Source organism: Amycolatopsis sp. NPDC051102, from assembly GCF_040682815.1.
GTDB lineage: Bacteria > Actinomycetota > Actinomycetes > Mycobacteriales > Pseudonocardiaceae > Amycolatopsis.
In genome coordinates this window covers 243,672-256,753 of sequence record NZ_JBFBBT010000007.1, presented here as the reverse complement: position 1 = coordinate 256,753, position 13,082 = coordinate 243,672, and the positions used below count along the sequence as shown (strand labels likewise).

Below are 13,082 nucleotides of genomic sequence, written 5' to 3'. Positions count from 1 at the left end.
AGCGCTCCTTCACGAGGCAGGCGGTTCGAAGCGGCCGTCGACGGCGGTCCAGCCACCGTCCACGGCGAGCACTGAGCCGGTCACGAACGACGAAGCGTCCGAAGCGAGGTACACGACAGCGCCGGCGAGTTCGTCCGGACGCGCCCAGCGTCCCAACGCGCCCTTCGCCGCGTACGCGTCGTACCACTCCGGGTTCGCCTTGATCTGCGCGGTCAGCGGGGTTTCGACGACGCCGGGCGCGATCGCGTTGACCCGGACGCCGGCCGGCCCGAACTCCGCGGCCGCCGTCCGGAACAGCTGGACGAGCCCGGCTTTCGTCGCCGCGTATGGGCCCTGGCCGGGCTCGACGGTCGTGCCGCGGATCGACGAGAAGCCGATGATGCTGCCCCGGCCGCGCTCGACCATGCCGGCGCCGAACACGCGGACGACCTCGAACGTCACGCCGAGGTTCAGCTCGATGACCCGGTCGAACTCTTCGCGCGTGTAGTCCAGCAAACGTTTGCGGACGTTCGTCGCGGCGGTCAGCACGACGACGTCGAGCGGCCCGAGGTCGCTCGCGGCCCGGTCGATCGCGCCGGGTTCGAGCAGGTCGAGCTCGTACGCCTCGCCGACGCCGGCCTCGCGCGCGGCTTCGAGGTCGCGGTCCGCGCAGACGACGTCAGCGCCGTGCGCGGCCAGGGCCCGGGCGGCTTCGCGGCCGATGCCGCCCGCGCCGAGGACCACGGCTCGCCGGCCGTCCAGCCGGAACAACGTCGAGTAGTTCATGGCCGCAGCACCGCCATCCTGGTCACGGTCAGCTCTTCGACGGCGAACCGCGGCCCTTCGCGGCCGATGCCGGAGTCCTTCACGCCGCCGTACGGCATGGTGTCCGAGCGGAAGCCGGGCACCTCGTTGACGACGACGCCCCCGACCTCCAGCTCGTCGAGCGCGCGGAACGCCGTGTGCAGCGAGCGGCTGTAGACGCTGGCGTGGAGGCCGTAGCGGGAGGCGTTGACCGCGGCGAACGCTTCGTCCACATCGGACACGGTGCGGACGCAGACGACCGGGCCGAAGATCTCCTCGTCCCAGGCTTCGACGCCGTCCGGGACGTCGAGGAGGACGGTCGGGCGCAACACCGTGCCCTCGACTCCCCCGCCGACCTGGCGAGCGCCGGACTTCGAGATCCACGCGGCGACGCGGTCGGTGGAAGCGGGGTCGATCAGCGCGGACACCCGCGTCTTCTCGTCCCGCGGATCGCCGACGACGACCTCGTCGAGCCGCGCCAACAGCCGTTCGGTGAAATCCGAAGCCACCGACGCGACGACCAGCACCCGCTGCACCGAGATGCACGCCTGACCGGACGCGTAGAAGCCGCCGCGCAGCACGGCGTCCACGGCGGCTTCGAGATCCGCGTCTTCGGCAACCACGAGCGCCGCGTTCGAACCCAGCTCCAGCAACGTCTTCGTCGGCGCCGCGTCGCGGGCGATGCGGTGGCCGACCGCGGCCGAGCCGGTGAACGACACCGCGCCGATGCGGCGGTCGGTGGTCAGCGCGGCGCCCACGGCCGCGTCCCCGGTGACCAGCTGGACCATGGCGGGCACGGGCGCGAGCGAGCGCACGAGGTGGACCAGCCAGAGCGTGGCCAACGGCGTCTGGGGCGCGGGCTTGACGATCACCGGGCAGCCCGCGGCGATCGCGGGGGCGATCTTGTGCGACGCGAGCAGCAGCGGGTAGTTGAAGCCCGCGATGCCGACGACGACCCCGATCGGCTTGCGCTTCCAGAACCCGACCAGGCCGTCGCCGGCGGGCAGCAGGTCGAGCGGGACGGTCTCGCCGTGCAGCCGCGACACCTCTTCGGCCGCGGCTTCCCAGGTGACGATCGTGCGCGCGACCTCGACGCGGCAGTCGACCAGCGGCTTGCCGGTCTCCAGCACCAGCAGGTCTTCGAATTCGGAGCGGCGAGAACGCACCGCGGCTGCGACGTCGTTCAGCAGGGACCGGCGAACCCGCGAAGGCAGCGAAGCCACTTCGCGCGCGACGGCGACAGCTTCGTCCACAGCGCGCGTTGCCAGCTCGGGAGTACCGACCGGCGCGCGGCCGATGACGCTCCCGTCGTACGGGAAAACGATTTCTTCGGCATCCACAGTGGACACCCAGCCGCCGCCGACCGGCAGGCCGTCCGGGTACTCAGGCATCGTCACCTCCGCTCAGCCGGGCCAGTTCCGCGCGCAGGTTCGGCGCGGCTTCCAGGAGCTCCCGGGTGTACTCGTGCCGCGGCGCGTCGTAAACCTGCGCAACATCGCCGAGCTCGACGATCTCGCCGCGGCGCATCACCGCCACCCGGTCGCAGACGTGCCGGACGACGCCGAGGTCGTGCGACACGAAGATCAGCGTCAACGCGAACCGCTCGACCAGGGACGCGAGCAGGTCGAGGATCTGGCCGCGCACGGAGACGTCGAGCGCGCTGACCGGCTCGTCGGCGATCAGCACGCTCGGGTTCGGCGCGAGCGCGCGGGCGATCGAGATCCGCTGCCGCTGGCCGCCGGAGAACTGGTGCGGATAGCGCTGGGCGGCATCGGCAGGCAGGCCGACGGCGGCCAGGAGCTCGGCGACGCGATCGGGGTCCCGGCGGCCGAGCGGTTCGGAAACGATGTCCCGCACGCGCATGCGCGGGTCGAGCGAGCCCATCGGGTCCTGGAAGACGATCTGCAGCTCCGAGCGCAGGAAGCCGAGCTTCCGTTCGGGCAGGTCGTCGATGCGGCGGCCCTGGAACGAGACCGTGCCCGCGGTGGGCTTGTCGAGCGCCGCCAGCAGCCGGACCAGCGTGGACTTGCCCGAACCGGACTCCCCGACGATGCCGAACCGCTGCCCGGCCTCGACGTCGAAGCTGACCCCGCGCAGCGCGTGAACATCTCGCCGCGCGTACCGGCGTTCGAGGTCGCGGACTTCGATGATCATCGCCGGGCCTCCAGATCCGAGGCGTCCAAGAGCTTGCGCGTATAGGCGTGCTTCGGCTGCGTCAGCACTTCACGCGTAGAGCCCGCTTCGACGATCTCGCCGTCCAGCATCACCAGCACGCGCTCGCACACCGACGCAACCACCGCCAAGTCGTGCGTGATGAACAGGAGGGCACTTTCACGTGAAAGTGCCCTCTTGATGAGGGTGAGGATCTGGGCCTGGACCGTGACGTCGAGGGCGGTTGTCGGCTCGTCGCAGATCAGCAGGGACGGCTCGTTGGCCAGGGCCATCGCGAGCACGACCCGCTGCCGCTGGCCGCCGGACAGCTGGTGCGGGTACGCGCGGGCGGTGCCCGGCAGGCCCACCGCGGACAGCAGGTCCTCGGCGCGGTGCCGCCGTCCGTGGATCCGGCCGGGTTCGGTGACCTGGCGGCCGACGCGCATGGCCGGGTTCAACGCCGTCATCGGCTCCTGGAACACCATGGCCAGCTCGTCGCCGCGTAGCCGCGAAAGGTCCTTTTCGGACATTTCCAGCAGCTCGCGGTCGTTCAAGACCACCGAGCCGGACGCGCGCAGCTCTTCGGGCAGCAGGCCCATGATCGCCAGCGCCGTCAGCGACTTCCCGGACCCGGACTCGCCGATCAGGCCGACGCGCTCGCCGGCGCCGATCTCGAACGAGACGTTCCGGACCAGCGAAGAGACGTTGAGGCCGCGCACCGAGAGCGTCATACGCGGGCCGCCAATCGGGGGTCCAGGCGGTCGCGCAGGCCGTCGCCGAGGAGGTTGAAGCCGAGGACGGCGACGGCGATCGCGATGCCGGGCACCAGCGCCAGCCGCGGCTGCACGGTCAGGAGTTCCTGGGACTCCTGCAGCATCCGGCCCCACGACGGCGTCGGCGGCCGCGTCCCGAACCCGAGGAACGACAGGGCCGCTTCGGCGAGCACGGCGATCGCGAACGACACCGACGCCTGCACGATCAGCAGGCCGGAGATGTTCGGCAGCACGTGCCGCAGGGCGATGTTCGCCCGCGACCGGCCGCCGGCGCGGGCGGCGAGCACGAACTCGGTGCTCATCACCTGCAGCGTCCCGGATCGGGCGATCCGCGCGAACGAGGGGATGGTCGCGATGCCGATCGCCACCATCGCGGTCAGCGTGTCCGCCCCGAACACCGCACCGAACATGATCGCCAGCAGCAGCGCGGGAAACGCGAGCACGAGGTCGTTGACCCGCATGACGAACTCGCCGAGCCACCGCGGCGACATCCCGGCCAGTATCCCCAGCGGCGTGCCGATCACCGCGGCGATGCCCACGGCGACGACCCCGACGTACAGCGTCGTGCGGGCGCCGACCATGAGCTGGCTCAGCAGGTCGCGGCCGAACTTGTCGGTGCCGAACCAGTGGGACGCGCCGAAGCCGAGCAGCCGGTGGGTCGCGTCGACCTTCACCGGGTCGAACGGCGTCCACAGGAACGACAGCAGCGCGGCCAGCACGACCAGGCCGACGAGAATCCCGCCCAGCACCAGACTGCGCATCACGAACCCCGCAATCTCGGGTCGAGCACGGTGTAGAGGACGTCGACGACGAAGTTGACCAGCAGCACGCCGACCACCAGGACCAGCACGATCCCCTGCACGGTCAGCAGGTCACGCGCGGACACCGCGTCCAGCAGCATCGACCCCAGCCCCGGCAGCACGAACACGCGCTCGACGACGACCGCGCCGATCAGCAGCGTCGCCAGCTGAAGCCCGAGCACGGTGACCACCGGGACGGACGCGTTGCGGAGACCGTGGCGCACCAGCGCCTGTACCGGGCGCAGGCCTTTCGACCGCGCGGTCCGCAGGTAGTCCTGCCCGAGCGTGTCGAGCACGGCGGAACGCACATACCGCGTGAGCACCGCGCCCTGCACCAGCCCGAGCGACAACGCCGGCAGCACGAGCCCGCGCGCGAACTCGCCGAAGTCCTGGTCCGGCGGCGTCCACCCGCCCGAAGGCAGCCAGCGCAGCTGGACGGCGAAGACCTGCACGAGGATGATCCCGGCGAGGAACGCGGGGATCGCGACGCCGATCTGCGACAGCCCGGAAACGCCCGCACCGGCCGCCTTCCGGTGCTTCACCGCGGCGAACGTCCCGGCCGGCACGGCGATCACCAGCGCCACCAGCATGCCCGCGCCGACCAGCCACAGCGTCACGCCGAGGCGGTCGAGCAGCTGCGGCCCGATCACCTCCCGCGTCACGTACGAACGCCCGAAGTCGCCGTGCAGCACGCCGCCGATCCAGTCGAAGTACTGCGTGACCAGCGGGCGGTCGATGCCGAACTCCGCGCGGGTCTTGGCGAGCAGCTCCGGTGTCGCGTTGACGCCGAGCGCGACCTGCGCCGGGTCGCCCGGCAGCACGGCCATGAACAGGAACACCACGATCGACGCGACCAGCACGCTGACCACGAAGATCGCCACCCGGCGCAGTACTTTGGCGGTCATCGCGGCGCCAGCCCGGTGAGGTCGAACGACTCGCTGACCTGGTTCTGCACGAACCCGCCGACCTTGGCCTTCGCGACGATCACGTTGGGGAACAGGAACAGCCAGTCCGCGGCCGCGTCGGTGTTCAGCTGCCGCGCCACCTGCTTCATGTCCGCGACCTGCTGCTCCGGCGTCCCGCTGTCGGCCTCGGCGAGCAGCTGCTGGACGCGCTTGCTGTCGTAGCCCCAGTAGTACTTCGGCTTGCCGAACGTCGTGATGTCACGGGCTTCGACGTGCTGGATGATCGACAGGTCGTAGTCGTGGTCGGTGAACACCTGCTTCAGCCAGACCGCCGGGAAGTCGAGCGGCTCGATCGTGGTCCGCACGCCGACGTCGGCGAGCTGGGACTGGACGACCTGCGCGGCCGACACCGCGTACGGCAGGTTCGGGATCCGCAGCCGCAGGCTCAGGTTCGTCGCACCGGCTTCGGCCAGCAACGCCTTGGCCCGCCCCGGATCGAAGGGATGGACGTTCGACAGGTCCTCGTACCAGGGGTCGGTCGGCGGGACCATGCTGCCGATCAGCGTGCCGCGGCCGGCCCACGCCGTGTCGAGCAGCGCCTTCCGGTCGATCGCGTACGTCAGCGCCTGGCGCACGCGGACGTCGTTCAGCGGCGCACGCGCGTTGTTCATGGCCAGCGTGACCTCGCTGTTCGAGGTGCCCTGGACGACCTGGAACCGGTCATCGGCCTGGAACTGCGGGATCGAGTCGGGCGCGGTGACCGCGGAGATGACGTCGATGCCGTTGCTGAACAACGCGTTGTTCAGTGCCGTCGGGTCCTTGATGTACTTGAGCACCACCGTCGAGTACGCCGGTTTCCGGCCCCAGTACGCGGGATTCTCCTTCAGCACCACGGAGTCGCCGCGCTTGCGCGCCGCCACGACGAACGGCCCGGTGCCGACCGGCTTGTTCGCCAGGTCGGCGACGCCGGTCGGGCTGAACATCGCGCCGAGCCGGCTGGTGAGGCTGAACAGCCAGCCGTTGGACGGCTTCGAGAGCACGACCCGCGCGTGGTCCGGCGCGACGACGTCGACGTGGTCGACGACGTCCATCGTGGACTTGATCGAGATCGTCCAGGCGGTCTTGACGCGCAGCAGCGAGAACTTGACGTCTTCGGCGGTGAAGGGTGCGCCGTTGCTGAACTTGACGCCTTGCTGCAGCTGGAAGTCGTAGGTGCGCCGGTCCGGGCTGATCGTCCACGACTTCGCGAGCAGCGGCACCACCCGGCCCTGCGCGTCGAGCTTCACGAGCCCTTCGTAGACGTTGTAGAGGAGTGCCTGCGGGATGGCGGCGCCGTCGGTGCGGGTGAAGTCGAAGTTCGCCGGTTCGGCCGTGAAGCCGACGGAAAGCGTGCCGGGACCTGCGGAAACGCTGGCCGACGAGCCCGCCGAGCAGCCGGACGCCACCAGCAGCAGCGCCGCTGCCACCGCAGGAATCCGGGCTTTCATTCGGCCTCCAGGTAAGTACACTGGTCTGACCAGTAGCCTGCACTGAGCGGACGACGAGGTCAAGGGATGCGGTTCGAACCGGTGGCTCCGGTCCGCGCGTACGAGCGGGTCGTCGAGCAGATCGAGCAGGCCGTGGTCAGCGGCGCGCTCAAGCCGGGCGAACGCCTGCCGAGCGAGCGCGAGCTGATGACGCAGTTCGGCGTCGGCCGCTCGACGATCCGGGAGGCGCTGCGCGTGCTGCAGGCAGCCGAGATGATCCGGTCGCGGCCCGGGGATCCGCGCGGCCCGGAGGTGCTGGCCGCCTCGCCCGCCGCGTTGCACCGCTCGATGCACCGGCTCGCGCGCGCCGAACACGTCGGGCTCGCGGAACTCCTGCAGTTCCGGATGATCCTCGACGGCTCGGCCCACCTGCTCGCCGCCGAGCTCCGCACCGAGGATGACCTGACCGGCCTCGACGAGGCACTGGAGTCGATGCGCGAAGGCGTCTCGCGCGGATACGCCGAGTTCAGCCGCGCCGACGTCGCCTTCCACGAGGTGATCGCCCGCATCTCCCGGAATCCGCTGCTGGTGGTCAGCGAAGAGGTCGTGCGCGGGGTCGTGCTGGAACTGATCGAGGACAAGCTCGAACACGCCAGCAACCGGACGTCGCTGATGCGCGCGTGGCTCGCGCACCACGCCGAGGTGCTCGACGCGATCCGCGCGGCCGACGGCAGCGGTGCGGCCCGGCTCGCCAAGCAGGCGTTGTACGACAACTACGCCGAATACGTCCCGGCCGGGCAGCGGCCGCTGCTCGCGCCGCTGCTGAGGTAACGGCGGCCGCACGGCCCGCGACTGCCCTTACACTCGCACGAGTTGGGGGTGGCCATGGATTCCACGAAACGGGCCGGCGTCGGCTTGGCCCTGTCCGGCGGCGGCTACCGCGCGATGCTCTTCCACGCCGGCGCGCTCCGGCGCCTCAACGAGCTGGGCTGGCTGCCGAAGCTGACCACCGTCTCCAGCGTTTCCGGCGGTTCGATCGCCGCGGGCGTGCTGGCGCACGCATGGAGCAAGCTGTGGTTCGGCGAAGACGGCGTCGCGGAGAACTTCGACAAGGAGGTCGTGCAGCCGATCCGGAAGCTGGCCCGCACCAACCTCGACATCCCGGTGACGCTGAAGGCGATGTTCATCCCGTGGCGCAGCGCGGGCGAAGAGCTGGCCCTGCGCTACGCGAAGCACCTCTTCGGCGACTGCTGCCTCGCCGACCTCGACCCCACCGGGCCCCGGTTCGTGTTCACCGCGACCAACCTGCAGGACGGCACGCTGTGGTGGTTCTCCCGGGAGGCCGGCCCGAACGGACGGGTGCTGCTGTCGACCGCGGTCGCCGCCTCCTCGGCGTTCCCGCCGATGCTGTCCCCGGTCGTGATCCCCGACCCGCTCGGGTCCGGCCGCAAGATCGTGCTCAGCGACGCGGGTGTGTACGACAACCTCGGCCTCGACCCGATCGAGAACCAGCACGCCATCGTGCTGGTCAGCGACGCGGGCAAGAAGATGAAGCGCGAGGAGAACCCGCACCGCAGCTGGCCGCTGCAGCTGCTGCGCGTGCTGACCGTGATGGACAACCAGGTCCGCAGCCTGCGCACCGGCACGCTGCTGAAGGCGTTCAAGGACAAGCAGTTCGCCGGCACGTACTGGGCGACCTACAGCGACATCGAGAACTTCCAGCTGCCGGACGCCCTGCCCGCGCCCGTCGAGCAGACCCACGCGCTGGCCGAGACGAAGACGCGGCTGACGAAGACGTCCGAGAAGCGGCAGGAGCAGCTGATCAACTGGGGTTACGCGGTCTGCGACGCCGGCATGCGCAAGTGGGTCGACCAGGCCGCGGTCGCGCCGAAGGACTTCCCGTACCCCGGCTCAGGCGTCGGCTAGGTTCGCGTAGACGACGATGTTGTCCTTGTAGCTGTGCTCGGCGTGGTCGAACGCGCCACCGCAGGTGATCAGCCGCAGCTCCGGCTTGTCGCTGTTGCCGTAGACGGCGTCGCGCGGGAACGTGTCCTTCGGGACCTGCGTGACGCGGGCGACGACGAACTTCAGGTGCTTCCCGTCGCTGCGGTCGACGTCGACCTCGTCGCCGGGCGCGAGGTCCTTCAGTTTGTAGAAGATGCCGGGCTTCTTGTCGCCGTCGACGTGCCCGAGGACGATCGCCGGGCCGACGTCGCCGGGCACCGGCGAGAGCTTGTACCAGGCCGCCTGCATCGGCGTGTGCACCGACGGGACGGAGATCGTGCCGTCGGTCTTGACCGCCACCGCGAGCAGGCTGGACTCCGCGCCGATCTTCGGGATCTTCACCGACGTCGGCCGCAGGCCCTTGAACGGCACGGTCACCGGCACGGACGCCGGCGCCGGCGCGGCCTTCGGCTCTGGCGTGCCGCAGGCGGCCAGCGTCAGGACGAGGGCGAGCGCGGCGCCCGCCCGGCGGACGGTCATCCCGCCGTGCCGCCGAAGCCCGTCTCGACCCCGCCCTTGGGCGCGACCTTGACCTGGGCCTTCGGGGCGGCGTTGCCGGCCGGCGCGGAGGTGGTGGTGGTCGCCGTGCCCGAGGTCGCCGTGGTGATCGGCGCGGTGCTCGACGGGACCGCGCTGCTGGTGGTCGTCGTCACCGGCGGCTGCTCCTGCTGGAACTCGACGGTGCCGTTGCCTTCGACGCCGTCGCAGGTCCAGCTGAACTTCGCGGTGGTCGTGCCGGCCGGGGCATTGTCGACGCGCACGGTGTAGTTCCAGTAGCGGCCGTCGGACTCGTCCTGGTCCGGACCGCCGGTGACGCTCAGATACTGGGTCGCCACGTTGCCGGGCGCCCCGGCCGCGCAGGCGATGACCAGGACGCCTTCACCGCCGGTGCCGACGAAGCCGGCGCCGGTGTTGTCCTGGTACTCGTCCTTCGGCGGTTCGGACGTCTCCGTGGTCGTCGTCGTGGTCTTCGGGGTCGTGGCCGGCGGGGTCCCGGTCGTCGCCGGAGCCGTGGTGGTGGCCTCCGTGGTGGTGACCGGCGTCGTGCTCTCCGCGGTCGTGGTGGCCGGCGCCGTCGTCGTCTCGGGGGCCGTCTCGGAGGGCGAAGACGCGGTGGTCGTCTCCGTCTCGGTCTGGGCCAGCGCGGCCGGCGCGGCGGCGAAGGTGATCAGCGCACCCGCGGACACGATCCCCGCGACCCGGCTCAGCGTTCTACCCACGAGTGACTCCCAACGGCGGTTGACCTGGCTGCCGCGACTATCGACGATTCACCCGTCCGCGTTACTCCGGGAGGGCGAACGCGAGGTCGCGCCACAGGTCGTCCGGGTCCTCCAACCCGACGCTGAACCGGATCAGCCCGGGCGGCACGCGCTCCTCGCCCGCCAGCCACGCCCGCCGCTCGACCAGGCTTTCGACGCCGCCGAGGCTGGTCGCCGACCGGATCAGCCGGACCGACGCGCAGAAGCGGTCCGCGGTCTCGGCGTCGGCCAGGTCGAAGGCGACCATCATCCCGAAGCCGGGGTAGCGCACGCGCTGCACCGCGGGGTGCTCGCGGAGGCGGGACGCGAGCAGCGCGGCGGTGCGGGACTGCTCCGCGAGCCGGACCGGCATGGTCCGCAGACCCCTGAGGGCGAGCCAGGCTTCGAGGGCGCCCGGCGTCGAGCCGACCCGGGTCCGCGCGCCGCGCAGTTCGGCCGCGACGGCCGGGTCCTTGGCCACGGTGATGCCCAGCAGCAGGTCGCTGTGCCCGCCGATCAGCTTGGTCGCGCTGTGCACGACGACGTCGGCGCCGAGGTCCAGGGGCCGTTGCTGCAAGGGCGTCGCGAAGGTGTTGTCGACGACGACCCGGCCGCGCGCGGCGGCCGCGATGGTCTCGATGTCCATCACGTCGAGGGTCGGGTTGGTCGGCGACTCCAGCCAGACCAGGTCGGACGTCGCCGCCTCGGCGACCCAGGCGTCGGTGTCCGTCGGCTCGAGCTCGGTGACGGCGAGCTTGCCGAGCTTCTGCGCGTGGGCCAGCACCCCGCGGGTCACGGCGTAGCTGAACGTCGGCACGACGACCCGCGACCCGACCGGCAGCAAATCCAGGACCGCGGACAGGGTGGCCACCCCGGACGCGAACGCCGTCGCCTCGCCGCCTTCCAGCGCGCCGACGGCTTCCTCGAGGGCGTGCCAGGTGGGCGTCCCGTCCCCGCGCGCGTACACGAAATCGCCACCGGCCTGGTAGGTGCTGGTGGCGACGAGCGGAGTGTTCAGCGGCTCACCGGGTCCGTGCGGCCGGCCGGTGGCGATGGCCTTGGTGCGGGGCGTCCAGTCGTCCATGCGTCCCACGGTAATGGGCGGCCGGGGCACTCAGTCGAACAGCGACGGCGAATGGGGTCCTCTCAAGAGGTCCCGCAACTCGGTCCTCAGTGCAGTCCGACCGGCGATCCGGGTGCCACCTGCGGCGAGCAACGCCTGGTTTCCCGGCGGATCCTCACCGGGGAATCCGAGTACCCACAACCGCTTCCCACATTGGAGCGCGGCTTCACCGGCTCGGAGCGTTCCCCCCGTTTCACCCGCTTCGACAGCGACGACCGCGTCTCCCAAGCCGACGATAACCTGGTTACGCGTCATGGCGGCACCCGCTGACCATCGCTGCTGCGGGGGGAACTGCGATATCACCAGCAGCTGCTGCAGTGCTTCGTCAGGCAGTTCGCGGTAGGCCTGTTTGAGCCGGAAGTCGAGGATTCCCTCGGCAAGCACGGCCACAGTGCCGCCTCCCGCCGTCAGCGCAGCGGTGTGGGCTTCGGTATCGACGCCCTTTGCGTATCCGGAAACGACTACTACGCCGAGCCCGGCTGCGTCCTCACCACAGGCTCGGGCCGCACGCAGCCCCGCTTCACTCGCATTGCGCGAACCGCACACCCCGATCGATGAACGACTGAGCAGCTCGATCGGGCCAAGGTGGTACAGGACTGGTGGGGCTCCGGGGGCCCTCCGCAAACGATCCGGGTACGCGGGATCATCACAGAAAAGTACGCCCACACCCTGGGACAGCAGACGATCCGCCCGCTCGGCCGCAGCGGCTTGCTCCTCGTACGGAAGCTCACTCACCAGCTCTTCGAGGCTGCGGCGGCCCGACTGGAGCAGGACCTTCGCCGCGCGTCGCGGGCCGCCTGCCGCACGTGGCGCCAGAAGAGCAAACACCAGCTCACGAACCGAAGTAGCGTCTTCGATCGTCATGGCTCGGCCGCTCTCTCCGCTGCAGGGGACTGTGACGTTATCTCATCAGAACACCAAGCTAGAACACATGTTCGATTGAGTCCACCCTTCGACACACCCTCGCGGATCACGCACCTAACGCCAGCGCTGCGCGACACTGAGTAGCGGGAGGGTTGTTGAGCGTCATGTCGTCCGGAATCTTCGATCCAGACCCCCGAGGTAACTGCCTCGCGAACTGGGCGTGGGAACACGTGGGGCAGAAGAAACTACTGTTGCTGCGGGGATCAGACGAGACAACAGGTCAGGTGATCCGGGCATTTCCTGGGACCGTAGAAGTAGATCTGTATCCAAAACACGCGCCGGTCTGGACACATCGGCTTTGCCTCCCGGGTGAAGTCGACCCGGTGCCGGTCCTCGACATGCTCCAGCGTGTCTTGACTTTGCGGAGAACGGAAGATCTGGACGCGGTCATCGCCCTCGATTTTTACTACCGGCCGGCCGTCAACGGTGAGCTTGGACTGACACCCACGTCCGTGGGATCGCTCGTCAACGCGGTCAAGTACCAAGCTCTTGGCGAGGGGGAAGTAAGCGACGCAGGCAGGCGGCTCACCGCACTACTCTCCGACGTAGTGATGACCCACCCCTGGTATCGCTCGATCGACCTGGTGCTGGCGGTCCCCGGACATGACCCGGCCCAGTTGGCTACCAGCGTCCGCATCGGCGTCACGGTTGCCGGACACGCACGGGTACCGTGCATCTCACCGAAGAGCCGCCGCCCAGGTTTTCGGAAGTCTGCGAAGAAGATGACAGATCAGGAGCGGGCCGAACTGCTCGACTGCTTCGTGGTCGAGCGGGATCTCAGCGGCCTCGCAGTCCTGGTGGTCGACGACGTCTTCCACACCGGATACACCATGCGCAGCGTGGCTCGGGCCGCCCGGCTGGCCGGCGCGTCGACCGTGCTCGGCTTGACCGCCGCTCGCAACTGGCGACGCTGAC

At 70.1% G+C, this 13,082-nt stretch carries 14 protein-coding genes; 3 read left to right on the top strand and 11 right to left on the bottom strand.

What is annotated here, in order from left to right; genetic code table 11:
• Nucleotides 1-9: 9 nt before the first annotated feature.
• Genes AB0M93_RS22090 through AB0M93_RS22060 form a run of 7 tightly spaced genes read right to left on the bottom strand, consistent with a single transcriptional unit; the run spans nt 10 to nt 6,899 of the window.
• Nucleotides 10-765 (bottom strand): SDR family NAD(P)-dependent oxidoreductase, encoded by a 756-nt coding sequence (locus AB0M93_RS22090; protein ID WP_364276039.1) that lies wholly within the window; start codon nt 763-765, stop codon nt 10-12.
• Nucleotides 762-2,174 carry an aldehyde dehydrogenase family protein gene (locus AB0M93_RS22085; protein ID WP_364276038.1) on the bottom strand — a complete coding sequence of 471 codons (1,413 nt, stop codon included), beginning with the start codon at nt 2,172-2,174 and terminating at the stop codon, nt 762-764. The genes AB0M93_RS22090 and AB0M93_RS22085 overlap by 4 nt, the downstream gene beginning before the upstream one ends.
• Nucleotides 2,167-2,937 (bottom strand): ATP-binding cassette domain-containing protein, encoded by a 771-nt coding sequence (locus tag AB0M93_RS22080; RefSeq protein WP_364276037.1) that lies wholly within the window; start codon nt 2,935-2,937, stop codon nt 2,167-2,169. The genes AB0M93_RS22085 and AB0M93_RS22080 overlap by 8 nt, the downstream gene beginning before the upstream one ends.
• The gene (locus tag AB0M93_RS22075; protein WP_364276036.1) at nt 2,934-3,665 is read right to left on the bottom strand and encodes an ABC transporter ATP-binding protein; all 732 of its coding nucleotides are present in this window, start codon (nt 3,663-3,665) and stop codon (nt 2,934-2,936) included. The genes AB0M93_RS22080 and AB0M93_RS22075 overlap by 4 nt, the downstream gene beginning before the upstream one ends.
• Nucleotides 3,662-4,468 carry an ABC transporter permease gene (locus AB0M93_RS22070; protein WP_364276035.1) on the bottom strand — a complete coding sequence of 269 codons (807 nt, stop codon included), beginning with the start codon at nt 4,466-4,468 and terminating at the stop codon, nt 3,662-3,664. The genes AB0M93_RS22075 and AB0M93_RS22070 overlap by 4 nt, the downstream gene beginning before the upstream one ends.
• On the bottom strand, nt 4,468-5,412 hold the full coding sequence (locus tag AB0M93_RS22065) for an ABC transporter permease (RefSeq protein ID WP_364276034.1): 945 nt from the start codon (nt 5,410-5,412) through the stop codon (nt 4,468-4,470). Before AB0M93_RS22065 ends, AB0M93_RS22070 begins: the two co-directional genes overlap by 1 nt.
• Entirely contained in the window at nt 5,409-6,899 is a 1,491-nt protein-coding gene (locus AB0M93_RS22060; RefSeq protein ID WP_364276033.1) for an ABC transporter substrate-binding protein, read from the bottom strand. The genes AB0M93_RS22065 and AB0M93_RS22060 overlap by 4 nt, the downstream gene beginning before the upstream one ends.
• A 66-nt stretch (nt 6,900-6,965) precedes the next feature.
• Here AB0M93_RS22060 and AB0M93_RS22055 point away from each other — a divergent pair, with 66 nt between their 5' ends.
• Complete coding sequence (locus AB0M93_RS22055; protein ID WP_364276032.1) at nt 6,966-7,709, top strand: FadR/GntR family transcriptional regulator; 744 nt, start codon at nt 6,966-6,968, stop codon at nt 7,707-7,709.
• 54 nt (nt 7,710-7,763) lie between these two features.
• The gene (locus tag AB0M93_RS22050; protein ID WP_364276031.1) at nt 7,764-8,804 is read left to right on the top strand and encodes a patatin-like phospholipase family protein; all 1,041 of its coding nucleotides are present in this window, start codon (nt 7,764-7,766) and stop codon (nt 8,802-8,804) included.
• Here the strand turns inward: AB0M93_RS22050 and AB0M93_RS22045 are convergent.
• The 4 genes from AB0M93_RS22045 to AB0M93_RS22030 all read right to left on the bottom strand — a co-directional run bounded on the left by AB0M93_RS22045 (nt 8,790) and on the right by AB0M93_RS22030 (nt 12,107).
• Complete coding sequence (locus AB0M93_RS22045; protein ID WP_364276030.1) at nt 8,790-9,362, bottom strand: class F sortase; 573 nt, start codon at nt 9,360-9,362, stop codon at nt 8,790-8,792. The two genes, AB0M93_RS22050 and AB0M93_RS22045, sit on opposite strands and share 15 nt — an antisense overlap.
• Complete coding sequence (locus AB0M93_RS22040; RefSeq protein WP_364276029.1) at nt 9,359-10,102, bottom strand: hypothetical protein; 744 nt, start codon at nt 10,100-10,102, stop codon at nt 9,359-9,361. The genes AB0M93_RS22045 and AB0M93_RS22040 overlap by 4 nt, the downstream gene beginning before the upstream one ends.
• A 61-nt stretch (nt 10,103-10,163) precedes the next feature.
• Complete coding sequence (locus tag AB0M93_RS22035) at nt 10,164-11,204, bottom strand: PLP-dependent transferase (protein WP_364276028.1); 1,041 nt, start codon at nt 11,202-11,204, stop codon at nt 10,164-10,166.
• A 30-nt stretch (nt 11,205-11,234) separates the two neighbouring features.
• Nucleotides 11,235-12,107, bottom strand: a complete 873-nt coding sequence (locus tag AB0M93_RS22030; RefSeq protein WP_364276027.1) for a DNA-processing protein DprA — start codon at nt 12,105-12,107, stop codon at nt 11,235-11,237.
• 383 nt (nt 12,108-12,490) lie between these two features.
• On the opposite strand from AB0M93_RS22030, the gene AB0M93_RS22025 reads away from it, so the two are divergent.
• A complete protein-coding gene (locus AB0M93_RS22025; RefSeq protein WP_364276026.1) occupies nt 12,491-13,081 on the top strand; it encodes a phosphoribosyltransferase in 591 nt (196 codons plus the stop codon).
• The last annotated feature ends 1 nt before the right edge of the window (nt 13,082 follow it).